This is a genomic window from Salinimonas iocasae, assembly GCF_006228385.1.
GTDB lineage: Bacteria > Pseudomonadota > Gammaproteobacteria > Enterobacterales > Alteromonadaceae > Alteromonas > Alteromonas iocasae.
Genome location: NZ_CP039852.1, coordinates 2,030,738 through 2,053,483, shown reverse-complemented (window position 1 = coordinate 2,053,483; position 22,746 = coordinate 2,030,738). Strand labels below are relative to the sequence as shown.

The following is a 22,746-nucleotide window of genomic DNA, read 5'->3' as shown; positions in this document are numbered from 1 at the left end:
TATGTCTTCACACTGTGTATTGTTTAGCAAGCGGACGGGGTAGACCTAATGCAGAAATTTTGCCATGAATTCCAGTATGTTAAATAAAGCTGTAAATTTTATCTGGTTTCAGACAACCTGGTTTCTGGTGATTTTTAAACAGTACGAGTTTATCTGGGCGATAGGCTTACTTTTTATCGCTTTTTTTGCCTTTTCCCGCGCTAAATCAAGGGATGTAGTGATAATGCTGGTTATTGTGATATTAGGCACATTGGTCGATAGTGTGCTGACTAAGACCGGCTTATTTTTATTCAACTCAGCAGTTTACTTAGTGCCTATCCCCGTTTGGCTAATTGCCTTATGGGGCGCATTTAGTCTCACCTTGCCCTATAGCCTGAATTATTTACAGGGTAGATGGGTGGTTTGCGTATTGCTAGGTGCGGTGTTTGGCCCGGTTAGCTACTGGGCCGGTGAAAGGTTTGGTGCGGTAGTATTCCCACAAACGCTTTGGTCCACTCTCGTAATTTTAAGCGCAGTGTGGGCTGTTATTTTTCCGGTGTGTATGGGTATTGCCCGAGGCATTGAACAATATTTTACTGATAATTCACAAACACAATTCGAAAGACAGGAGAAATCATGACGCCAATTGTTTTTGTCACCGGTGGTAACCGGGGGATCGGCCTTGAGATTGTGCGAGGCTATGCAAAAGCCGGATGTAAGGTATTGATGGGGTGCCGCGATGAAGACGCCGGCGAGGAGGTCAAGCAGGATATCGTCGGTGCAGATATTCAGGTTATTGAGATGGACCTGTCCAGCGAACAAGCCGTTGTCGACAATATTACCCGGGCATCAGCTGTATTTGGCAGAATCGATGTACTGGTTAACAATGCAGGTGTAATGGATGACGCGAATTGGAAGGATCTCGACCTGGCGAAATTAAAACGCTCAATGCAGGTTCATCTGAATGGGCCGCTGGCGCTTTGTCAGCAGGTGCTTCCCGGTATGATAGATCGAGGCTACGGACGAATAGTGAATGTTTCTTCAGGCTACGGTTCATTTGCAGAAGGTATGGAAGGCCCATTGGCCTATGCGGTGAGTAAAGCCGCATTAAATGCAATGACATTGAAACTTGCTAACGATGTTGCTGACCATTCAAATGTCAAAATAAATGCAATGTGCCCTGGTTGGGTGCATACCAGAATGGGGGGCCGGGATGCACCTCGCTCGCCTGAAAAAGGTGCTGAAACGGCTATCTGGCTAGGCCAGCTTGAAGACGATGGCCCCTCAGGCAAATTCTTCAGGGATAAGAAAGAAATAAATTGGTAAAAAAGCGCCGTAAGGCGCTTTTTTTATGATGCGGCGTCTACGACCTTATGACTTTTTCGTGAGAGAACTTCTGATACGGCTTTGACAGACTGATGCTTTTTCATATTGATGATAACTGCATAATGCTTTCGCCGAATGGCGTGTCGAACCGTATCTATTATCTCACTGCGATCGGGTCGAAGACTAATCAGGCCAGCAACAAACAATCCAACAAAAATGCCTGGGCTTATCATTGCTATATAGGTAAATAAAGGATTACTCTGGGTCAGAGCGGGGCCAAAATTAACCAGTAGCCAGCCAACAAACAAGCCTACCAACAACCCGGCAGCACCAAGTAACAGGTGGGCATACCACATATGTTTACCCAGCTTCTGACTATCTGCTTCAAGTTTTTCGCTAAAATTGGTATCAGACGGATTAACGATTGTGACCTGCCGATCAACCACATCAGTTGCCGCTTCAACTTCACTGATTGATGCCCGGGCCGATTCTTCACTGTCGAAAACGGCGGCGACTTGTGTGTGCTCCGTACTTAAAATAGCTTCTCGCATTTCATCAAGACTGGCTCGTTGATTCATTTGTTCACCATTTCATCAGATTGTTAGTCAATACACAGCGCTAATATCTGCGATCCAAGGAAAATTTGAATATAAAAAAAGTATTGAACACAATTTAAAATACAAGTTCCGTGCCTTTGTATAACTGCCTGTTAAGTTTTAAAATTTTTCAACTAAAAATAAAGTTAGGGCTTATACAGGCGTTTATTACGGAAAGAATTGCGTAATCACGAGCAAATATTTCCCGTTAATTATACGGTGGTCTGATGACGCTTTTAAATTGCAACCAGGCTGCACTTGATGATGGAATTTTAATGATAAGTCCTGATTTAAAATCTTTGCGTATTATTCTGTCATAAGCGCGTAGGCATAGGAGCGTGATTAAATGCCCGATATCAGAATGACAGGTAGTGAATGAATGGCAGACTCTGAACTAGGAATTATAAGGAAGCGTCGCGGGAAAGGTTTTGAGTATTTTTACGTTAGTGGACGTAAAGTCCAGTCTGGCAGAGTGTTGGACAGGCTAAGTAAGCTGGTTATTCCGCCAAACTGGCAGAACGTCAGGATTGCAACAAATCCCTCCGATAACTTACAGGCCACCGGTTATGACGCTAAAAACCGAAAGCAATATATCTATCATCCCAAGTGGCATGAGCAACAGCAGGCGCTGAAATTCGAAAGGTTATCCGGCTTTGGCAGTGTATTACCTGAGTTTCGTCAATATTGCTGGGGTAAAGTTGAGAAGGATGACTGGACGCCTGAGAAAACACTCTCACTTATCTGCCTTCTTCTTGACCACACAGGTCTGCGAATAGGCAATCGTAATTACACCCAACAAAATAACACATACGGGCTTACTACCTTAAGACGTAAACATGTCCAGCAGGATGATGACCACGTCACCCTGTCTTTTGTGGGTAAGCACAACAAGCCCCGAAATGTGGAGGTAGAGGACGGTAAACTTGCTGACTTAGTGGCGCAAAGCGCTCAGGAGCGCGGGTATGCACTCTTTCGTTACGAAGATCGGGCAGGGCGCTGGCACGATATTGATTCAGATGATGTGAATCAGTTTATTCACGACAGATTAGGTGCTGAGTACTCATGCAAAGACTTCAGAACCTGGGGAGCGAGTCGATTTGCGCTCTTCTCGATGCCTGAAGTGGCCCTGAAAGTAAAAGAAAACAAACGGCGTAGTTGGCCAGCAACACTCACCAGTCACGTGGCCTCGATGCTCGGCAACACGCCAACGGTTTGTCGTCAGTATTATCTTCATCCAAATATTTATTCTATCGTAGAAAAAGACACCAGTCGCGCTCCATTGATCACGACGATGAGCGATATTGTCGATGAACTGGGGTTAAGTGACGCCTCCGTTTCAGAGACGGAAAAGGTGTTAGGTCAAATAATAGGCAAACAAAGCGCTTAGAATACAATTCAAGTGAAATGAATAAAAAACCAGTTAAGGTGCATGAAAAATCGCTCGGTTAACCTATTGTTAACATAAGTTGATGTAACTAATATGTGATTTGAAAGCACGTCATACGTGCATAAGCCGCTACAAGCTTAGTGTTTTGAATGTTAATAGTGAGTTTTATAAAGATTTAATCGTAAGTTTTCGTTTAGTCACCCATAAAAGGCTAATCATTTGCAATTAAATGTTTTCGACTGATATAGTTAGAACTCAAATTAACGGGGCGGTGTGAAGACCCACGCACTTAACTTTGGTTTTTATTAAACCTTACACAAGTGTGCCATCGCGATGATTAACTAATACAGGAGTCAGCAACGCAGTATGCCGATTGAAAGTTACATTTCACTGGCCATTTACTTTTTAGCTATGCTGGGAATAGGGTTGTTTGCCTATCGTGAGTCAACCAGCGACATTTCTGGCTACATCCTTGGAGGACGTGCGGTGAGTCCCCAGGTAACCGCATTATCAGCCGGCGCATCTGACATGAGTGGATGGATGCTAATGGGGTTGCCTGGTGCAATGTATGTCACAGGATTCGATGCAATGTACATTGCGATCGGACTGCTTGCCGGTGCATTGGCTAATTATATTTTAGTTGCACCAAAATTACGGGTTTATACCGAGGTCGCGGATGATTCGCTGACCGTTCCAGAATTCTTTGCGAAGCGATTCGGCCGTGCTAACTCACCTATCCGGATGGTATCGGCAGCAATCATTGTCATGTTTTTCACGCTTTATACCTCTGCTGGCCTGGTAGCCGGCGGTAAGCTATTTGAAAGCGCGTTCGGCGTTCAGTACCACTGGGGATTGATTATTACGCTCGGCGTGGTCGTCTCTTACACGCTGTTAGGTGGCTTTCTGGCTGTTAGTATGACGGACTTTGTGCAGGGCTGTATTATGTTTGTTGCACTAATACTGGTCCCGATTGTTGCTTACACAGAATTTGATAGTGCATCGCAGATGAGTGCAGCCGCTTCGCAGTCTGTTCCCGGTCTGGTTGCATCGTGGGAAGGTATGACCCTAATAGGCATATTATCGAGCCTGGCTTGGGGCCTTGGCTATTTCGGCCAGCCGCACATTATCGTTCGGTTTATGGCCATAAGGTCGGTAAAAGCCGTGAGTACTGCTCGCAATATCGGCATGTCATGGATGCTGGTAACCATTATTGGTGCGCTTGCCACCGGCTTTGTGGGTGTCGCCTATGCTAATCAGTTCGGATTGCAGGTAGATGACCCGGAAACTATATTTATCTTATTCTCGCAACTTCTGTTTCACCCGTTAATTAGCGGATTTCTGATGGCGGCAATACTTGCTGCAATCATGAGTACTATATCGTCTCAGCTACTGGTGTCGGCCAGTTCATTAACTGAAGATATGTACAGAGTTGTTTCAAAAAAACAAGTGAGCGAGAAAAAGACCGTAACTATTGGTCGGTTCGGAGTTGGTGGCGTAGCGGTAGTAGCGCTTCTGCTGGCTATGGACTCATCAAATACTATTCTTTCGTTGGTAAGTAACGCCTGGGCAGGTTTCGGTGCCGCATTTGGTCCATTAGTGCTGTTTTGTCTGTATAAGAAAAACCTGACTGAAAAGGCTGCACTTTGGGGAATTATTTCAGGTGCTATCACTGTTTTATTCTGGATTTACGCGCCAGTTTTAAACGATGGTAAAACACTTAGCAGCGTAATTTACGAAATTGTTCCAGGGTTTATCGTGAGTACCGCGACCCTGTGGGTGGTGTCAGCGCTGGATACGAAACCTGCCGAGAATGTGCAGAAAATGTATCAGCAAGCCAGTCAGGAACTAGCAGAACAACAGTCTTAAGGTGATCGAAGCTATGAATCGTGCAAATTGGAAACGCATTGTAATTAAAGTAGGAAGTGCACTTATTGCACCCAATCAACAAGGGTGTAGTAGTCACTATCTGCTGAGCATCGCGCAGTTTATTGTCAAATGTCGCGCTGAAGGAATCCAGGTTGTTTTGGTATCTTCAGGCTCCGTTGCAGCGGGCTCACACATGTTTCCAGACCAGGAAAATACAGACATCGCTGTGAAAAAAGCGATGGCTGCAGCAGGTCAGACTGAAATGATTTCGACATGGGACAAGCTCTTTGACTTCCCTTCAGCGCAAATTTTGCTGACCCATGCTGACCTTCGCGACAGAGAACGTTATGTCAGTATTCGAGAGACATTGTTCTCGCTGTTAGACAACCAGATTCTGCCAATCGTCAACGAAAACGATACGGTTACAACCGATAAACTGAAAGTTGGTGATAATGACAACTTGTCAGCAATGGTAGCGGCAGCAGCAGATGCTGATGCGCTTATAATATGTTCAGACATTGATGGTCTTTACGATAAAAACCCGCATGAAAACGATGATGCGAAATTGCTTTCATGGGTCGAGAACATAGATGAAAGTATTTATGCCATGGCTGGTGGCGCGGTTAAAGGTGGTGTAGGAACGGGTGGTATGCGTACCAAGATTGAGGCTGCTGAAAAGGCAGTTTCTCATGGTATCGACACGTTCATCATCAACGGGTTCACAGAGTTGTCGTTCAATATGTTGTTGGATGGGAAAAATCCGGGCACACATTTCCAGGCCTACGAAGTGCCAATGAAAGAAAATGTGCATTGGATGAGGCATACATCAAATGCACAGGGTGAGGTGATTGTTGAAAGTAATTTCGAAGCCTCACTTGAAGACAATTCGGAAGAATTAACGAGTAGTGAAATAATTGATGTAAAAGGTGAGTTTTCTGTCGGTGACACTATTCTTGTCAGAAAAGACGATGGAACAAAGTTAGTAAAAGCAAAATCAAATTACAGCAGTTGTCTGCTTAACTTTATCGCCAAACAGGATAACGAAGAATTCGCTTCAGAGTTTGAAGAAAAAACCGGACCGATTATTTCAAATCAGCATTTAGCAAATTTGGAGAAAGAATGAGTATTATTACGCAACTATCACAAGATGCAAAAAAAGCCGCTCAAAAGCTGGCGATTCTTGATACTGCCAAGAAAAATGAAGTGCTAAAAGACATGGCAGAAGCTATTCGCTCGAATAAAGATAAAATTAAAGCAGTTAATGAAAAAGAAGTCGCCCGGGCGAAAGAAAATAATCTGGATGCCGCGATGGTAGATCGACTGATTCTTGATGATGATCGCATCGAAGATATGGCCGCAGGCATTGAAGTTATTATCGATTTAGAAGATCCAGCAGGCAAAGTTAGAGACTTTGGAACACGCCCCAATGGCATCAAAATTCGTAAGATGCGTATCCCACTGGGTGTCGTTTGTATGATTTACGAAGCGCGTCCCAATGTAACGGCAGATGCAGGCGCACTATGCTTTAAATCAGGTAATGCTGTTATTTTGCGTGGCGGTAAAGAGGCACTTGATTCGAGTCTTGCAATTGCAGAATTATTGCAGGGCGCTCTTGAAAAGCACGGCTTGCCTAAAGCACTGATTACCGTAGTACCAAATCCTGATCGTGCATTGATGCAGGAATTAATGGAACAGCGGGATTATATCGATGTAATTATTCCGCGTGGTGGTGAAGGTTTGATTAATTACGTTACCGATAATTCCAAGGTGCCGGTTATCCAGCATTTTGAGGGCGTATGTCACTTGTATGTCGATAAAGATGCAGATTTAGACCAGGCCCTGCAGCTTCTGCTTAATGGTAAAACGCAGCGCACAGGCGTGTGTAATGCGCTTGAAGGTCTGGTCGTACATCAGGCGGTAGCAGATGATTTCCTGCCTCGCGTTGCCGAGGAGCTCGCTAAACATGACGTTAAAATTCACGTTAATGAAAAAGGCAGCAAGTATTTCGATGGCGCTGATGTCATTGGTGAGAATGACTTCGGTACGGAATACTTAGGACTTGAAATTGCGATCAGAGTTGTAGATGATTTCGATGCTGCTATTGACCATATCGCCCAGTTTGGTAGTAACCATACAGAAGTCATTTGTACTAAGAATGAAGATGCAGCCAAAAAGTTCCAGCTGGCGGTTGATGCATCGGTTGTTATGGTCAACGCATCATCACGTTTTTCTGATGGTAGCCAACTTGGCCTGGGCGCGGAAATTGGCATTGCGACGACCAAGTTGCACGCCTACGGCCCGATGGGTCTTGAGTCATTGACTACTGAAAAATATCTGGTGAACGGTGAAGGACAGATCAGAAATTAACTGATTGGGATTGTCCCTGATATACGGTTTCGTCATAATGAGCACCGGGCTATGTAGCCCGGTGTTTTTTTATGGGCATCAAGCGCTTAATCGTTTAATTCAGGAGACCAGGATTGCCTTATTCTGTGGATGTACTTTGGCAGCAAATTACGGCTTTCGCCGCTGACAATAAAATTGTAACGTCAGCGATAATTATTGTTCTATTTTTAGGCTTGCAGCGGCTTGTCCTTAAGCTGATTCGCCTGCGTAGCAGACGTCGTGGCGAGGATCGTCGCCATACGATCAATATTCTGGAACAAATCAGTAATGGTTTTCTTTTCATACTGGTTATTCTGGTATGGAGCTCCGAGATTCAGAGCCTTGCCATATCTATTGCTGCCTTTATGGTGGCTATTGTTATTGCGATGCGCGAGTTCATCCAATGTTTTCTCGGGTTTATCTATTACCTTGGAGCAAAACCGTTTCGCGTTGGCGATTGGGTTCAGATGAATAAAATTGTTGGTGAAGTCGTGGAGATGGACTGGGCGAAAACTGCGCTGCTTGAGGTCGATGAGGAAACGCATGACTATACCGGGAAGCATGTTTATGTGCCCAACAGTCACCTGGTTACTCAGGTAGTTAAAAATCTGAACTTCTTACGTCGCTATAAATTGCATACCTTTACCATTACCAGCGAACCCAAGTTAAATCCCTATACGCTTCTGCCATCATTTATTGCCAGAGCAAAGGCACACTGTGATTTTTATCGTGATGTAGCAGAGCGTTATAAAAGTCTTATTGAACGACACATGGAAGTCGAATTTATTCAGATAGATCCCACCATTGGCGTTCAAACCAATGAACTGGGTCATATTGTAATTTCTGTCGCGCTGTTTTGCCCGACTGATGAAGCGCACGATCTTCAGCAAAAAATCTCTGCAGACTGGATGAATTTATGGCACCGGGCGCTCGCCGAGCAGGAAGCCGAAGCAAAACCTGCTACGCATTAGGCCATAATCTGCCACTCTCGCTGACGCGAGAAGTGGCTGGCCAGAAAATTCATCTGGTCAGCTAAAATACGTCTGTTCATCAGATAAAATCGTTCGTATACATTAGGCCGAAACGGCACAGCGAGAAGAGGCATGCCAGCTTCCTCTGGTGTGCGGGCACCTTTTGCGTGGTTGCAACGCTGACAAGCAGTAGCAACATTGGTCCAACTATCTTTGCCACCCCTGGACCGAGGAAGAATGTGATCTCTGGTTAACACCCTGGGTGAAAACGCCTGACCGCAATACATGCATATATCGTTATCGCGTCTGAATAGATAGCGATTTGTCAGCGCCACTTTACCTGACAAATCGGTGACTTTACCTTCACAGGCAATAATAGGGGCTAAACGTATTGTGCTTTGTATCCCAAGACGATTGTGGCCACCGTGCAAAATTCGGCAGTCATCGCCCAATTCAAAAATGACTTTCTGCTGACAGTACAATCGAGCTGCCTGCTCCGGGTGGATCCAGTCCTGTGGCATTCCCGCTTTATTTAATCGTAATACAAGCATAGGTAACTCCAACAATCCTCTATTACTATCATACGCTAAAATATGGCAGTTTGATGAAAATACATACAATTTTGGGGTTTGTTATCAAATTTGTAATTCCGTTTTTCCGTCAGCGACCCTCCAATCTTTAGTTTATAAAGCGTACTTGGCATTTCGATCCGCCATTGATAGGGTATCGGCAGTTTTAAAACGCGCGGCAGGAATACGAATGTGGTGTTGCAGTTGTCATTTGGCTATCTGCGGATGGTATTGATTTGAATTCAAAGCTATACTAGGCGCCGCGTTTAAAAGCGAAAAAATATATACAGAGACATAAAGGACAAATAGTGACTCCTATTACAAAATCATTTCAGTATGGTCAGCATACTGTGACTCTGGAGACGGGTGTAATCGCTCGTCAGGCGACAGCATCTGTTATGGCGAGTATGGATGACACATCTGTACTGGTAACAGTTGTTGGTAAAAAAGAAGCCAAAGCAGATCAGGATTTCTTTCCGCTAACCGTTAACTATCAGGAAAAAGCCTATGCAGCAGGTAAGATTCCGGGTGGTTTCTTTAAGCGTGAAGGACGTCCTTCAGAAGGTGAGACGCTAATTGCGCGTCTGATTGACCGACCGATTCGTCCACTGTTCCCTGAAGGATTCAAAAACGAAGTTCAGGTTGTTGTGACCGTCATGTCTGCAAATCCTGAAATTCCAACAGACGTTATCTCAATGATCGGTACGTCAGCGGCGCTGGCTATTTCCGGCATTCCGTTTAACGGTCCTATCGGTGCAGCACGCGTTGGGTATACTAACGGTGAATACATTCTGAATACTCGTGCTTCTGAGCAGGAAGAGAGCGAATTAGACCTGGTTGTTGCCGGTACGCAAAGCGCTGTACTTATGGTTGAGTCAGAAGCAAACATGCTTTCTGAAGATGTTATGCTGGGCGCCGTAATGTTTGGTCACGAGCAACTGCAAACCGTTGTTGATTCGGTTAACGCATTTGCTTCAGAAGTTGGCTCTGAGTCTTGGAACTGGCAGCCGGCGCAAGAGAACACATCCCTAAAAGAAAAAGTGAAAGCAGCTGCCCACGATGGCATGGTTCAGGCGTATCAGATTTCAGATAAGCTGGAGCGTAAAGATGCTGTTAACGCTGTAACTGAAAAAGCGCTTGCCGATATTATCGCGCAGGATGAAGAGCAGGACCAGAAAGAAGTATTGAATCTTCTGCATGATCTGGAAAGTGACGTTGTTCGTTCACGTATTCTTGCTGGTGAGCCGCGTATCGATGGCCGTGACCCTGCGATGATTCGTGCATTAGACGTAGCAACGGGTGTACTACCACGTACACACGGTTCAGCATTGTTCACACGTGGCGAAACGCAGGCGCTGGTTGCAGCGACACTGGGTACAGAACGTGATGCACAGATGATTGATGAGCTTCAGGGTAAACGTGACAGCCGCTTTATGCTGCACTATAACTTCCCTCCTTATTGTGTAGGTGAAACCGGCATGATGGGCTCTCCCAAGCGTCGTGAAATCGGTCACGGTCGTTTGGCTAAGCGCGGTATTCAGGCCGTTATGCCCAGTGAAGAAGATTTCCCGTACGTTGTGCGTGTGGTATCTGAGATTACAGAGTCTAACGGTTCTTCGTCCATGGCGTCAGTATGTGGTACATCACTGGCTCTGATGGATGCGGGTGTACCTATTAAATCGTCTGTTGCCGGTATTGCGATGGGTCTGGTTAAGAGCGATGAGAATTTCGTTGTATTGTCAGACATTCTGGGCGACGAAGATCACCTTGGTGATATGGACTTTAAAGTGGCCGGTACTACCGATGGTATCACTGCATTGCAGATGGATATTAAAATCGAAGGTATCACTAAAGAAATTATGCAGATCGCGCTTAAGCAAGCAAAAGAAGCCCGTCTGCATATTCTGAAAGTGATGGATGAAGCAATCTCAGGTCACCGTGACGAGTTGAGTGAATTTGCGCCTCGTATTTATACCATGAAGATCGATCAGGATAAGATCCGCGATGTCATTGGTAAAGGTGGTGCAATGATTCGTCAGATTACTGAGGAATCAGATACTAACATCGAAATTGAAGATGATGGCACAATCAAGATTTTTGCTACCGAACGTGCAAAAGCGGATATTGCTATTAGCAAGATTGAGCAGGTAACTGCAGAGATCGAAGTAGGTAAAACCTATCATGGTAAGATTACCCGTATCGTTGATTTCGGTGCGTTCGTTGAAGTGTTGCCAGGTAAGGAAGGTCTTGTTCACATTTCACAAATCGCTCATGAGCGTGTGAATAAAGTGACTGACTACCTGTCTGAAGGCCAGATGGTTGATGTGAAAGTCATGGAAATTGACCGCCAAAACCGTGTTCGCCTGAGCATCAAAGAATTACTGGAAAAGCCTGCTCCTAAAGAGCAGAACGACCAGGGCGAGTAATTTTAATCGCTGTGTAAAAGGGGGCTCAGGCCTCCTTTTTTATTGGAGAAGAAAAATGGAAAAACAAACGCAAACTGAAATTGAGGCGGCTACCTTCAGACGGTTACTTGACCATCTGGATGCCAATAAGGATGTGCAAAATATCGACCTGATGGTATTAGCAGACTTTTGTCGCAATTGCCTGGCGAAATGGTATGTGGCTGAAGCGCAGGAGCGAGGTGAAACGCTTGATTATGAAGCCGCGCGCGAAATCATTTATAAAATGCCGTACGCTGATTGGAAGGAGCATTATCAGTTACCCGCTACTGAGCAGCAACTGGATGCTTTAAATGCCCGCCAGCAGAGCAAATCTGCCAGCGAGTAATGCCAACTGCTAGCTTGCCAGCGCTGTATCGCGAAAGGCATAGGGAAGCAATTCACCAATGGTGACCGGATGTAAGCTTCCGCTCTTGGTCACCATATAAACGGGCGTATCGTCTGCAGCGAATTCGGCAATCTTCTGACGACATCCGCCACATGGAAAGCACGCCTCATCATTAGGGCTTGCGATAACTATTGCTTCAATCGCCTTATCGCCGCCGGTAACCATAGCACCAATTGCAGTAGCCTCGGCGCATTGACCCAGCGGGTACGCGGCATTTTCTACATTGCAGCCGGAAAATACGTTACCGTTTTTACTGAGTACTGCGGCGCCGACTTTAAAGCCGGAGTAGGGGGAGTGGGAATGTGTCTGAGCTTCGTAGGCACTTTCTACGAGTTTTTGAATAATGTTATTGTCCATATTATTCCTGCAAAAACATCGATAAGCTTTACTTTTCTGGGCAAATCGGCGAAGGTTGCGCCAGTCATTTCCATCAGGGAAGCGGCTTTCATTTAATGATTGGTTGCTCCCGGGTAAAGCATAAAGTCGTTATGCGATATACCTGTTTACTAAAGTGATGCCATTTTTAACATGCACAAACTGATAAGTCTCATTTTTTTTGTATTCACTGCTATCACAGTGGCTGGTTGCGCGCAGACTCCTGAGCCTCAATCGCGCGGCCAGATGGGCAATCTGTTGCTTGCTGAACCTGTTCCTGTCAGTCCGCGCTCGCAAATGGCGATAATCCGGTATAACCAAATTCTTGCCAGCAGCGAGCTAAGTGATGAAGAGCGTGCAGAGTTAACTTATCAGCGTGGCATGCTGTATGACAGCGTAGGCTTAGGTGGGCTGGCGCAGTTTGATTATAGCCAGGCATTACAGCTAAAACCTGATATGGCGCAGGCATATAATTCCATTGGTATTCACTTTATACAGCAGGATGAATATATCCAGGCCTATGAAGCGTTTGACTCCACATTAGATATCAACCCGGAATACGATTTTGCCTTTTTAAACCGTGGAATCGCGTTGTATTACGGAGATCGCTCTGATCTCGCCGTGAAAGACCTGAAAACATTTTATTTAAAAGAACCCACCGATCCTTTTCGTGCTCTGTGGCTGTATTTTGCGATGGCAAAAGTGAACGAGCAGGAAGCCCGTGATTATCTGAAAACCATTCGTAGTGACCTGAGTGCCGGACACTGGGCAATTAGTCTGATTGATTTGTACATCGGCAACGTGTCCGAAGAGCAGCTTCTTAGCCAACTTATCGACGGGGTTTCTAATCAGCGGGAGCTAACAGAAAGATTATGCGAAGCGTATTTTTATCTGGGTAAATACCATAGCGAAAAACAAAATCAGGGCGTAGCAGCAAATTATTTCAAACTTGCATTGAGTACTAATGTGCACGATTATGTCGAGCACCGCTACGCTCGTAAAGAGCTGAAGCGGCTTCGCGGTCCCGGCACAGAAGTTCAGTAAGTATCTAAATTATGCGTGGGTTAGTCATTGCTTTACTGGCACTGGTGCTGGTATCGGCTGATAGCAGTTATCTCCTTCCTCAGCTACTTAATAATGCCAGTCATGCCCAAAAGCCAGAACCTTTATTGTGGCAGGCTTCTTTGCTTGGCAGTGAAGAAGCACAACAACGCCTGGTTAAGCTTGCGGCTGCCGATAAGAATGCATTCTGGCTCGAAAAGCTGGTCAGTTTGCGGCAACCTGAAGCGGCCTGGGCGCTTTACCAGTTAGATAAAGACGCAACGAATAGTGAACGTTTGTTGCGCCTCGCCGCCAGAGGCGGTGTGGCGGATGCACAACTTGCTTATGCCATGGCGAGTGAGGATATGGAAGCCAGAGAGAACTGGCTTATTCGTGCAGCACGCCAGCATCACGCACCAGCGCAGGCCGCGCTGGCAGATCTGTATTTATTAAATCAATCTGTTGATAAAGCCAGACCCTGGTTAGAAAAAACCGCCGATGCTTATCCTCAAAGTGCCTTCCAGCTTGGCAGAATGCTGTTTGAGGAAGGCGATATGAAAGGTGGGGTAAAGCTGCTACAACGCGCAGCAATCAACCATCATGTCATGGCAAAACGACTATTAGACATTATTAAAGAGTACGAGATACAAACACCACAGTCTGTGGCATTCACGCCCTGGTCCCAGAAACAATATTGTGCCCAGAAAATTCAGATGTTCGCGACATCCTTATCAAGTATTGAACGTGGCAGCCAGCTGTATGAGGCTTTTGTAAAAGATGAGCGCTTACGCGATTTGCCAATCTGCATGCAGACACCAATCTGGTTAAGTCAGGATAGTGTTGAATGCTCGTCTGACTGGAAACAAACCGGACGCATGGGCTGCGACATCCGCCAGTTGGAAAAGCCTGTAGAAAGCACCCGCGCAACGCATATTGTGCTAGTAGGGGATGCAGGCAAGGCGAATGTGAATAACGGCATTATGTATCTCGATTTGTCAGACAGTTATTCGGTGCTGGTTCACGAGCTTGCCCATTTTGCCGGATTTGTCGATGAGTACCCGTTACCGGTTGAAATCGCGAGACAGTACTGCGCGGGTGAAAAGGCACCAAATTTGATTGTAGACGGTAAAATCACTTATCAGCCGTTAGCCACCGTCATGCAATGGCTGGCGCTTGATAAAACTGTTGATATTGCCTTGTCGAGAACCTGCAATACTGTAGGGGCTCGTGCGTATAAGCCAAGCCGACAGATCACGTTCATGGAACATCATGATAGCGGCGTCATTCCTGATATTTATATCGACTTGTGGAAGACACAGCTAAGCACCCCAGAAGCACAGCGCCCGGTTTTCATGAACTTTTTCCAGCATTTTCATTATGCCGGTGACCAACAGCGCGCAGAAAAATGGCTGGATCGTTATAACGACTTCAATGAACCAGCCGATATGCCTGCCGAATAAGAGGGTCAGGCAACCATCTCTTCGCGCAATTCATTCACCCACATCGCTGTCGCACCGCAGATGGCAACAGGCATTACAATAAAATTAACCACGGGTATCAGTGAGAAAATATTTACCATCATGCCGAATGTCATTGCACGGCCTTTGTGTTGACCAAGATGCAGCCGCATTCTGTTAAACGGAACTTTGTGATTATCGTAGGGGTAGTCGCAGTATACGATTGCCTGCATCCAGGCTGAGAAAAGAAACCAGATAATTTGTCCGAATACGGGAATAAATAAGAAGATTAGGAAAAAAACTGCAGCACGCGGAAGATACCAGACAAACTTGGAAAACTCCCGTCCCAGGGTTCTTGGAACATCCTTAATCAGACTCAGTACGCCTTCATCACCCATGTCCTGGCCCGTCAGGTGTCGCTCCACCTTTTCAGCAAGAATACCATTGAAGGGGGCGGCTATCCAATTCGCCAGTGTGCCAAAAATTAACGCAAATACGAGTAGCACAGAAATAACCGCAATCGGCCAGAGTAAATAAACCAACGCTTCCTGTACCCATCCTAGCCACTCGGGTATAAGGTTGATTAGATACGCAATGCCCATTTCAATCTGGCCAAACAAAAAATAAAACGCGGTTGCGAATAGTAAGAGATTGACGGCCAACGGGATAAATACAAAACGCTTAAGGCCTTTGGTCCGAATAAGTGAAAAGCCACTGGTGAAATACGCAACACCGCTTCTTGCTATCATTTTTGCTCCAGTCAGAGGGGTAAAATGATAGTATACATGAAGCCTTCCCCTTAGTTTCAAATGCGAATTGTTACATCCTGTGAGTTCTGCTAAAGTTTTGCGAATAAAAATAATTCCAAAATGCCACTTCCAAAATGGTGAGTATGTTCCGCCAGAAGGTCTGGATGACATGTCGTCTTACTGGTCTGCACATAGTTATGGCTGGAGTGCCTTGTTGTGCGACTGACTAAAATCAAACTGGCAGGCTTTAAATCGTTTGTCGAACCTACCACTATTCCTTTTCCCGGGGAGATGACCGCGATCGTTGGTCCCAATGGCTGCGGCAAGTCCAACGTTATTGATGCTGTCAGATGGGTTTTAGGCGAAAGTTCAGCCAAAAACCTCCGTGGCGATGCCATGACTGATGTTATCTTCAACGGATCCTCCAGCAGAAAGCCCGTCGGTCAGTGCTCTGTAGAACTGGTGTTTGACAACAGTCAGGCCAGAGTAGGGAGGGAATATGCCAAGTACAATGAACTTGCAGTGAAACGTGTCGTCACACGGGAAGCGCAGTCAACATATTTTTTGAATGGCACTCGCTGTCGTCGTAAGGATGTCACTGATATCTTCCTGGGAACCGGCCTGGGGCCAAGAAGTTACGCCATCATTGAACAGGGAATGATATCAAGGCTCATTGAGTCTAAGCCGCAGGAGCTTCGCATTTTCCTGGAAGAAGCCGCCGGGGTCTCTAAGTATAAAGAGCGCAGACGGGAGACGGAAAATCGTATCCGCCATACTCGTGAAAATTTAGAGCGCTTAGATGATGTGCGCACAGAACTGGGCCGTCAGCTTGAAAAGCTACAACGGCAGGCCGCTGCCGCTCAGCGCTATACGTCGCTTAAAGCCCGCCAGCGCCAGATTAAAGCTGAGCTTACCGCTATTCGATGGCTGGCTCATGATGAAAAAATTGCCGACCTCACACAGCGTCAGCGCAATGAACAGCGCGAGCTTGATTCACTTGAGGCAAAGCTAAAAGGTGATGAGGCCGGCCTGACAGAATATATTGAAAAGGCTGAGGATAAAAAACAAACACTGGATGACTTGCGCCAGAAATCGTTTGCTTTAGGTAACGATATAACCCGTGTAGAGCAAAATGCACTGCATAGTAAGCAGCGTACTGAGCAAATAAATAATGAAATTGATGAACTTCAGGCTCAAGAGGTGTTACTTAAAGCATCCGCTACTGAAGCACAGCGTGCCCTCGACAGAGCCCGAGAAGAAGTTGATATTATTGAACCCCAGTGCGTAACAGCCAGTGCCCAGCTTGAACAATGTGAGGAGACACTGGAATTAGCGCAAGCTGAGCTTGACGCCTTTTCTGAAAAAAGCCGCACGCACGATGTTCAGTACAATGAAACCAGACATACTGTACAGCGATCCCACGCACAAATTCAATCAACGCTATCAATGCAGCTGCGTACCAGTCAGCGAATCAGTGAGCTAAAAGCCGAACTCCAGGAAATAAACCGTCAGTCTTACAGTGAAGATATCGCCGAGCTGCAAAAAGATATCGCAACGCTGAAGGGGGATAGCGAAACCCTGGCGCACTCCTGCCAGGAAAACCAACGTAATCTGGACAGCCGATTGGCGGAACTTGAAAAGCTTGAACAGTCTTATCGTAGCGCTGACCAGGAGTGCCAGGTTTTAACCTCAAAGCTGGCCGCGCTTGAAACGCTGCAGCAAGATACGCTCGAAGAGATAGACACTGAACAGGTTATGCCTCTATGGCAAACCCTTAGCGTGCCCCCCTCACTGGAAATTGCAGTTGAAAATCTGCTGCGATTTTTACACCGGCCTGTGGTAACCCATGATACCAACCCGCACCAGATACCAGGTGGCTATCTTGCCATTACACAAACAATTAAGGCAGGTAATGACATTCACCCTGGCTCGCTGGCTGAAGCGCTTTTTGATGGGGAGTCGGTGCCGACTTATTTCAACCAGATTCAACTTTGCAACGATCTGTCTGAAGCGTTGAGCCGCGTAACAACCATAGGTGATAGCGAACTATTGTTAAGCCTCGATGGATTTGTAGTTACAAGCGGCTGGATATTTACACCAGGAAATAACAGTTCAGACGGAGCGGTCCGCCGACAGAACCAGATTGTATCGCTTAGCGATACTTTGCAAAAAAATCGTGAAGTACTTGAGGCGCTTAGTTCACAGGTCTGTGACGCAAGACAGTGTGCAACGGATGCCCAGAATACATTAGATGAAAGCAAACAGGCATTGCAGCAAAAGCGCCTCGCTCACGATACCGCAGTAGAGCGAAAAGCAATGGCAGAAAAGCTTTATGACCGCCAGCAGGACGATCTATCTCGCAGGCAGGATGAGCTGGAAGCACAACTTGAGACTGAAGCACAGGAAACTGAGCAGTTAGCACAATTATCAGAGGCACTTGAGGAGCACGAAGCTTTGCTTGCTGAATTGGCGGAGCAGGCAGAAGTACATACAACAGAAAAAGAAAGGCTGTCGACCAGCGTTTCTAGTCAGCGCACTATGCTTTCGCAATATCAAACCCAGCGACACCAGCTTGAGCTGGCTCTGAGCCAGCAGCAAAGCGCTGTGGAACGCTACAGCGAGCAGGTTATGCGTAACCAGAATCAGCTGGAAAATTATGCCGCTCGTATTGATAAATTAGCTGAAGAATTAAAAATCCTATCCTCCCCGGCGGACGACCAGCAGGCCGAGCTGCACCTGTTATTAGCGCAACGTGAAGCCGTAGAGGCAGAGCTGCTTCAGGTAAGCGCGCAACTCAATGAGCTTGAATCCATCATCGATGAAGGCAAAAAGGACACCCGTTCTATAGCTTCTTCCATTCATACTAAGCAGCAATCTATAGATAGTTTGACGATTGATATAGAAAGTACCCGCGCGCGCGGCGAAGCGATTCTTGAACAGATGAGTGGTACCGGCCATTCACTTAAACAGGTGCTGGAGTCACTGGAGGAGCATGCCTCGGATCGTGAATGGGAGAAGATGCTCGAAGACACTGATAAGGCTATTACCAGACTAGGCGCGGTGAATCTTGCGGCGGTGGAAGAGTTTGAAGCGCAGTCATCCCGCAAAGCACACCTGGACGAGCAATATAGTGATTTAAACAACGCACTTGAAACACTGGTAAGTGCTATCCGAAAAATAGACAAAGAAACACGTAATCGTTTCTCTGAAACCTTTAATCGGGTAAATGAAGATGTTCAGAGGCTGTTCCCCAAAGTTTTCGGCGGCGGCTCGGCGTATCTTGAACTTACGGATGATGATTTACTTGAAACCGGCGTAACTATAATGGCGCGTCCACCGGGCAAGAAAAATAGCACAATTCATCTATTAAGCGGTGGAGAAAAAGCATTAACCGCTTTATCATTGGTATTTGCAATTTTCCGGCTCAATCCTGCACCTTTTTGTTTACTTGACGAAGTGGATGCGCCGTTAGATGATGCCAATGTGGGGCGTTTTTGTAATTTAGTATCAGAAATGTCGCAGACAGTGCAGTTTATATATATCACCCATAATAAAATTGCTATGGAAATGGCGACGCATCTAACGGGCGTCACAATGGCAGAACCCGGCGTATCACGCATGGTTGCTGTTGATGTCGATGAAGCCATGGCGTTTGTAGAATCATAACAAAGGGCGACTTAATTAAGATGGAAGATGAATTACGTCTGTCGTTACTGGTAGTAGGCACACTGATTATTCTGGGCGTGCTTGCACACGGTATATGGAAAATCAGAAAAAGTAATAAACCTGCTCCCCGTGAACGGGTGGAGCCGGGTGAATGGGAGACCAGTGATCAGGCTCGGCAGGAGCCGGGTTTCGAACACGATGGCTGGGATACGCCTGAGCAGAATGAATCGCACGATTTTGATGAACTGGGGCTTGGCAAAGTTCGTGTTGTGAGCGCCAGTCAGGATACTGTGACGCGTTCCAGCGATGACGCTACCACTGCGCCCGACTCATCTGAACAGAAGCACAGCGAGACCGCAAAAACCGGCTCTCAGGACGCTTCCCCGGATACTCCCGCTACGCCTGAAGAGAAGCTATACGGTTCAGTGGTATCTAATCCCAAGCCGCACATGGCAGGCGGGCATTCACCGGCACATGATGCCGATAATACAAAGGAAAATATCCCCGAGCCTCCCGGTTTTTTGTTGAAAGGCACAGATCGTGTTGTTAAAGCTGAGTCACTGCCTGAGGACGATGAGCCTTCGTTTAGTCTCGATAGTCCGGATACGCAAGCCAGTGACCAGGATGATGCAGAACGTGCAGACCGGTTTATGAAGAAACGCCGGCATCGCGCTTCTGCCAAACAGCGTCAGGAGCCCGGCTTCGGTGATGACCAGATGCGTATTGACTTCGATGAGCCCTCATCATCACCGTCTAAAGGTGAGGATGAAAGGGAAAGTATTAGCACAGATGAGGCAAAATCATCTGCGCCGTCACAGGAAGTACTAGTATTGAATGTTAAAGCTGCGGAGGATAACGAGATTGCCGGCGCAGCGTTATTGCCTCTGCTTTTGACTCTTGGTTTTAAATTTGGTGATCAGGATATCTTTCATCGTCATGTGAACTCTAATGGTAAAGGGCCCGTGCTGTTCAGCCTGGCAAATATGTTCAAGCCAGGTAGCTTTGATATCGACAACCTTGAAACCTTTTCAACCAAAGGTGTCTCGTTGTTCATGATCTTGCCAATTGAGGGTGATGCCCATCAGGTATTTAACATGATGCACAATGCGGCGCGCAAAATTGCAGATGAATTCGACGCCCAGGTACTTGATGGCCGTCGAAGTGTGCTCAGCAAGCAGGGCCTGCAACAGTACATTGAAAAAATCAGAGATTTTGAGCGGCGTCGGATCGTCTCAAGAGCCTGACATTTCTCGGCCATCCTTTCCCGGATGGCCTTTTTCTTCTTAAGCGATAAATCTAATACTATGGCAGAAAACTCTTCTCATCCAGAGCAGGAAATCGAGCAGCTCAAACAGCGCATTCGGCAATATAATCACGAATATTACGTAATGGACACACCCAGTGTTCCGGATGCTGAATATGACCGGCTCATGCAGCGACTTATGGCGCTGGAAACAGAACATCCAAAACTGAAGACCTCTGACTCACCCAGTCAGAAAGTTGGTGGTGCACCACTTTCAGCGTTTGAACAGGTCACACATGAAGTTCCTATGCTATCGCTGGACAATGCATTTGATGATGAAGCACTGCTGGCATTTGAAAAGCGGATCAAAGATCGTCTGAAGGAGAGTGCAGCAATCGCATTTAGTTGTGAACCCAAGTTGGACGGGTTAGCGGTAAGTTTGCTTTATGAAGATGGCGAGCTGGTCAGAGCGGCGACGCGGGGCGATGGTCAGGTTGGCGAGAACATTACCCAAAACGTAAAAACCATTGCCAATATTCCGTTGCGCTTAAAAGGCGAAGATATTCCTCGCCGGGTAGAGATTCGTGGTGAAGTTTTCATGCCTAAAGCCGGTTTTGAAAAACTGAATCAAAGGCAGAAAGAGCAGGGTGCAAAAATCTTCGCCAATCCAAGAAATGCTGCGGCGGGCAGCTTACGTCAGCTGGATTCAAAAATAACGGCCAAACGGCCATTAATGTTCTACACCTATTCGCTGGGTCTGGTGACCCCGGACGATTTTTCGCTTCCTGATACACACAGCGAGCGTCTGGCGTTAGTAGCCTCCTGGGGAATGCCTTTATGTCCAGAAGTAGACACTGCGACTGACGGTAACGGATGTCTGGCTTATTATCAGAAAATACTCGGCATGCGCGATGCGCTGGCCTACGACATTGATGGCGTAGTCTTCAAAGTAAATAGCGTTGACAGGCAAGAACGTCTGGGGTTTGTTGCCAGGGCACCACGTTGGGCAATAGCACAAAAATTCCCTGCACAGGAAGAGGTAACAGTACTTGAGGATGTGGAATTTCAGGTCGGACGTACAGGCGCTATTACGCCGGTAGCAAGACTAAAGCCGGTTTATGTGGGCGGGGTTACTGTATCGAACGCAACATTACATAACCAGGATGAAATCGTGCGGCTGGGTGTAAAGATTCACGATCACGTAACCATTCGCCGTGCGGGTGATGTGATACCGCAGGTAGTCTCTGTGATACTCGATCAGCGCCCGGATGATGCGCGGGATATTGTGTTTCCCGCGAACTGTCCGGTTTGCGACTCAAGTGTAGAGAAACTTGAGGATGAAGCAGTAGCACGTTGCACGGGCGGCCTAATTTGCGGTGCACAGAGAAAGCAGGCGCTCAAGCATTTTGCATCACGCAAAGCGCTCGATATAGATGGGCTGGGCGATAAACTTATCGATCAGCTGGTTGATGCCGGATTAGTCAAAAATCCTGCCGACTTTTTCCGTTTGGATATGTCCGGCCTGATTGGCCTGGAGCGCATGGCTGAAAAGTCTGCAGCAAACTTACTGACATCACTAGACGCGTCAAAGCAGACCACATTGCCCAAGTTTTTATTTGCCTTAGGCATACGTGAGGTTGGCGAGTCTACAGCGAATAATCTGGCCATGCACTTCAGAACCCTTGATGCAGTCATGCAGGCCGATGTCGAAGCGCTACAAGAGGTCAGTGATATCGGCAATATCGTTGCGCAGCATGTTCACAACTTTTTTAATGAGCCGCACAACCGCGAAATTGTCAAAGCGCTGTTGAATGAAGGCATTCACTGGCCTGAAATAGCTCAGCCCGCCACTGATCTGCCGCTAGCAGGACAAACCTGCGTTCTGACCGGAACACTCTCACAGATGACACGTACTGAGGCCAAGTCCCTGCTACAACAACTTGGCGCAAAGGTCGCAGGCTCGGTGTCAGCTAATACCAGTTTTCTGGTGGCGGGGGAGAAGGCCGGCTCAAAACTTACCAAAGCACAGGACCTGGGCGTTGAAATTTGGGATGAGGAAAAACTTGTTGCAACGCTTCGCCAGTTTGACATCGACGCCTGAACGCAGGTTTTAAGACCCTACTACGCTGGCCATTCAAAGGGCCAGCGCTTTAAGTATTGACTCAATACTTTCCAACAATCAGTATTATCTCCGACGGATATTCACAAATTTTTACACCTTACCATGTCAAAAATATTTAACATTATGTCGATTCTAAATTACATTAAGTAAATGGTTTTAAACAC

18 protein-coding genes are annotated in these 22,746 nt (G+C 46.6%); 14 read left to right on the top strand and 4 right to left on the bottom strand.

Annotated features, from left to right (window positions below; genetic code table 11):
* The first annotated feature begins 76 nt into the window (after positions 1-76).
* Entirely contained in the window at positions 77-619 is a 543-nt protein-coding gene (locus tag FBQ74_RS08990) for a DUF2878 domain-containing protein (protein ID WP_168190643.1), read from the top strand.
* Positions 616-1,305 (top strand): SDR family NAD(P)-dependent oxidoreductase, encoded by a 690-nt coding sequence (locus FBQ74_RS08985; RefSeq protein ID WP_139756362.1) that lies wholly within the window; start codon positions 616-618, stop codon positions 1,303-1,305. The genes FBQ74_RS08990 and FBQ74_RS08985 overlap by 4 nt, the downstream gene beginning before the upstream one ends.
* A 23-nt stretch (positions 1,306-1,328) precedes the next feature.
* Here the strand turns inward: FBQ74_RS08985 and FBQ74_RS08980 are convergent, their stop codons facing one another.
* Positions 1,329-1,883, bottom strand: coding sequence for a hypothetical protein (locus FBQ74_RS08980; protein ID WP_139756361.1), 555 nt, complete (start codon positions 1,881-1,883; stop codon positions 1,329-1,331).
* 397 nt (positions 1,884-2,280) lie between these two features.
* Here FBQ74_RS08980 and FBQ74_RS08975 point away from each other — a divergent pair, with 397 nt between their 5' ends.
* The 5 genes from FBQ74_RS08975 to FBQ74_RS08955 all read left to right on the top strand — a co-directional run bounded on the left by FBQ74_RS08975 (position 2,281) and on the right by FBQ74_RS08955 (position 8,510).
* On the top strand, positions 2,281-3,288 hold the full coding sequence (locus tag FBQ74_RS08975; RefSeq protein ID WP_139756360.1) for a DNA topoisomerase IB: 1,008 nt from the start codon (positions 2,281-2,283) through the stop codon (positions 3,286-3,288).
* A 366-nt stretch (positions 3,289-3,654) separates the two neighbouring features.
* On the top strand, positions 3,655-5,154 hold the full coding sequence (putP, locus tag FBQ74_RS08970) for a sodium/proline symporter PutP (protein WP_139756359.1): 1,500 nt from the start codon (positions 3,655-3,657) through the stop codon (positions 5,152-5,154).
* A 13-nt stretch (positions 5,155-5,167) separates the two neighbouring features.
* Positions 5,168-6,277, top strand: a complete 1,110-nt coding sequence (gene proB / locus FBQ74_RS08965) for a glutamate 5-kinase (protein ID WP_139756358.1) — start codon at positions 5,168-5,170, stop codon at positions 6,275-6,277.
* On the top strand, positions 6,274-7,521 hold the full coding sequence (locus FBQ74_RS08960; RefSeq protein WP_139756357.1) for a glutamate-5-semialdehyde dehydrogenase: 1,248 nt from the start codon (positions 6,274-6,276) through the stop codon (positions 7,519-7,521). The genes proB and FBQ74_RS08960 overlap by 4 nt, the downstream gene beginning before the upstream one ends.
* 113 nt (positions 7,522-7,634) lie before the next feature.
* Entirely contained in the window at positions 7,635-8,510 is an 876-nt protein-coding gene (locus FBQ74_RS08955) for a mechanosensitive ion channel family protein (RefSeq protein ID WP_139756356.1), read from the top strand.
* On the opposite strand, the gene FBQ74_RS08950 is transcribed toward FBQ74_RS08955, so the two are convergent.
* Positions 8,507-9,061, bottom strand: a complete 555-nt coding sequence (locus FBQ74_RS08950) for an HNH endonuclease (protein ID WP_139756355.1) — start codon at positions 9,059-9,061, stop codon at positions 8,507-8,509. The two genes, FBQ74_RS08955 and FBQ74_RS08950, sit on opposite strands and share 4 nt — an antisense overlap.
* 326 nt (positions 9,062-9,387) lie before the next feature.
* On the opposite strand from FBQ74_RS08950, the gene pnp reads away from it, so the two are divergent.
* Entirely contained in the window at positions 9,388-11,505 is a 2,118-nt protein-coding gene (gene pnp, locus FBQ74_RS08945) for a polyribonucleotide nucleotidyltransferase (protein WP_139756354.1), read from the top strand.
* Positions 11,506-11,560: 55 nt separating this feature from the next.
* The gene (locus FBQ74_RS08940) at positions 11,561-11,869 is read left to right on the top strand and encodes a DUF1244 domain-containing protein (RefSeq protein ID WP_139756353.1); all 309 of its coding nucleotides are present in this window, start codon (positions 11,561-11,563) and stop codon (positions 11,867-11,869) included.
* Between the two features lie 9 nt (positions 11,870-11,878).
* Here FBQ74_RS08940 and cdd read toward each other — a convergent pair whose 3' ends face one another.
* Positions 11,879-12,286, bottom strand: a complete 408-nt coding sequence (gene cdd, locus FBQ74_RS08935; RefSeq protein WP_139756352.1) for a cytidine deaminase — start codon at positions 12,284-12,286, stop codon at positions 11,879-11,881.
* A 171-nt stretch (positions 12,287-12,457) separates the two neighbouring features.
* On the opposite strand from cdd, the gene nlpI reads away from it, so the two are divergent.
* Positions 12,458-13,348, top strand: coding sequence for a lipoprotein NlpI (nlpI, locus tag FBQ74_RS08930; RefSeq protein WP_139756351.1), 891 nt, complete (start codon positions 12,458-12,460; stop codon positions 13,346-13,348).
* Positions 13,349-13,359: 11 nt separating this feature from the next.
* On the top strand, positions 13,360-14,805 hold the full coding sequence (locus tag FBQ74_RS08925) for a tetratricopeptide repeat protein (RefSeq protein ID WP_139756350.1): 1,446 nt from the start codon (positions 13,360-13,362) through the stop codon (positions 14,803-14,805).
* Positions 14,806-14,810: 5 nt separating this feature from the next.
* On the opposite strand, the gene cysZ is transcribed toward FBQ74_RS08925, so the two are convergent.
* Positions 14,811-15,551: a sulfate transporter CysZ gene (gene cysZ, locus FBQ74_RS08920; protein WP_168190642.1), complete on the bottom strand. Its 741-nt coding sequence runs from the start codon at positions 15,549-15,551 to the stop codon at positions 14,811-14,813.
* Between the two features lie 216 nt (positions 15,552-15,767).
* Between cysZ and smc the strand changes: the two genes are divergently transcribed.
* The 3 genes from smc to ligA are packed head-to-tail and all read left to right on the top strand — an operon-like array spanning position 15,768 to position 22,561.
* Entirely contained in the window at positions 15,768-19,217 is a 3,450-nt protein-coding gene (gene smc / locus FBQ74_RS08915; RefSeq protein ID WP_139756349.1) for a chromosome segregation protein SMC, read from the top strand.
* A gap of 20 nt (positions 19,218-19,237) precedes the next feature.
* Positions 19,238-20,461 carry a cell division protein ZipA gene (gene zipA, locus FBQ74_RS08910; protein WP_139756348.1) on the top strand — a complete coding sequence of 408 codons (1,224 nt, stop codon included), beginning with the start codon at positions 19,238-19,240 and terminating at the stop codon, positions 20,459-20,461.
* Between the two features lie 60 nt (positions 20,462-20,521).
* Positions 20,522-22,561, top strand: a complete 2,040-nt coding sequence (gene ligA / locus FBQ74_RS08905) for an NAD-dependent DNA ligase LigA (protein WP_139756347.1) — start codon at positions 20,522-20,524, stop codon at positions 22,559-22,561.
* Positions 22,562-22,746: the final 185 nt, after the last annotated feature.

What these genes read in the sequence shown, in the direction of transcription:
- FBQ74_RS08980 (WP_139756361.1), bottom strand. Translation starts at nt 1,883, where the DNA reads ATGAATCAACGAGCCAGTCTTGATGAAATGCGAGAAGCTATTTTAAGT.
- zipA (WP_139756348.1), top strand. Translation starts at nt 19,238, where the DNA reads ATGGAAGATGAATTACGTCTGTCGTTACTGGTAGTAGGCACACTGATT.
- FBQ74_RS08985 (WP_139756362.1), top strand. Translation starts at nt 616, where the DNA reads ATGACGCCAATTGTTTTTGTCACCGGTGGTAACCGGGGGATCGGCCTT.
- FBQ74_RS08990 (WP_168190643.1), top strand. Translation starts at nt 77, where the DNA reads ATGTTAAATAAAGCTGTAAATTTTATCTGGTTTCAGACAACCTGGTTT.
- cysZ (WP_168190642.1), bottom strand. Translation starts at nt 15,551, where the DNA reads ATGATAGCAAGAAGCGGTGTTGCGTATTTCACCAGTGGCTTTTCACTT.
- putP (WP_139756359.1), top strand. Translation starts at nt 3,655, where the DNA reads ATGCCGATTGAAAGTTACATTTCACTGGCCATTTACTTTTTAGCTATG.
- FBQ74_RS08950 (WP_139756355.1), bottom strand. Translation starts at nt 9,061, where the DNA reads ATGCTTGTATTACGATTAAATAAAGCGGGAATGCCACAGGACTGGATC.
- FBQ74_RS08925 (WP_139756350.1), top strand. Translation starts at nt 13,360, where the DNA reads ATGCGTGGGTTAGTCATTGCTTTACTGGCACTGGTGCTGGTATCGGCT.
- FBQ74_RS08960 (WP_139756357.1), top strand. Translation starts at nt 6,274, where the DNA reads ATGAGTATTATTACGCAACTATCACAAGATGCAAAAAAAGCCGCTCAA.
- ligA (WP_139756347.1), top strand. Translation starts at nt 20,522, where the DNA reads ATGGCAGAAAACTCTTCTCATCCAGAGCAGGAAATCGAGCAGCTCAAA.
- FBQ74_RS08975 (WP_139756360.1), top strand. Translation starts at nt 2,281, where the DNA reads ATGGCAGACTCTGAACTAGGAATTATAAGGAAGCGTCGCGGGAAAGGT.
- FBQ74_RS08940 (WP_139756353.1), top strand. Translation starts at nt 11,561, where the DNA reads ATGGAAAAACAAACGCAAACTGAAATTGAGGCGGCTACCTTCAGACGG.
- proB (WP_139756358.1), top strand. Translation starts at nt 5,168, where the DNA reads ATGAATCGTGCAAATTGGAAACGCATTGTAATTAAAGTAGGAAGTGCA.
- nlpI (WP_139756351.1), top strand. Translation starts at nt 12,458, where the DNA reads ATGCACAAACTGATAAGTCTCATTTTTTTTGTATTCACTGCTATCACA.
- cdd (WP_139756352.1), bottom strand. Translation starts at nt 12,286, where the DNA reads ATGGACAATAACATTATTCAAAAACTCGTAGAAAGTGCCTACGAAGCT.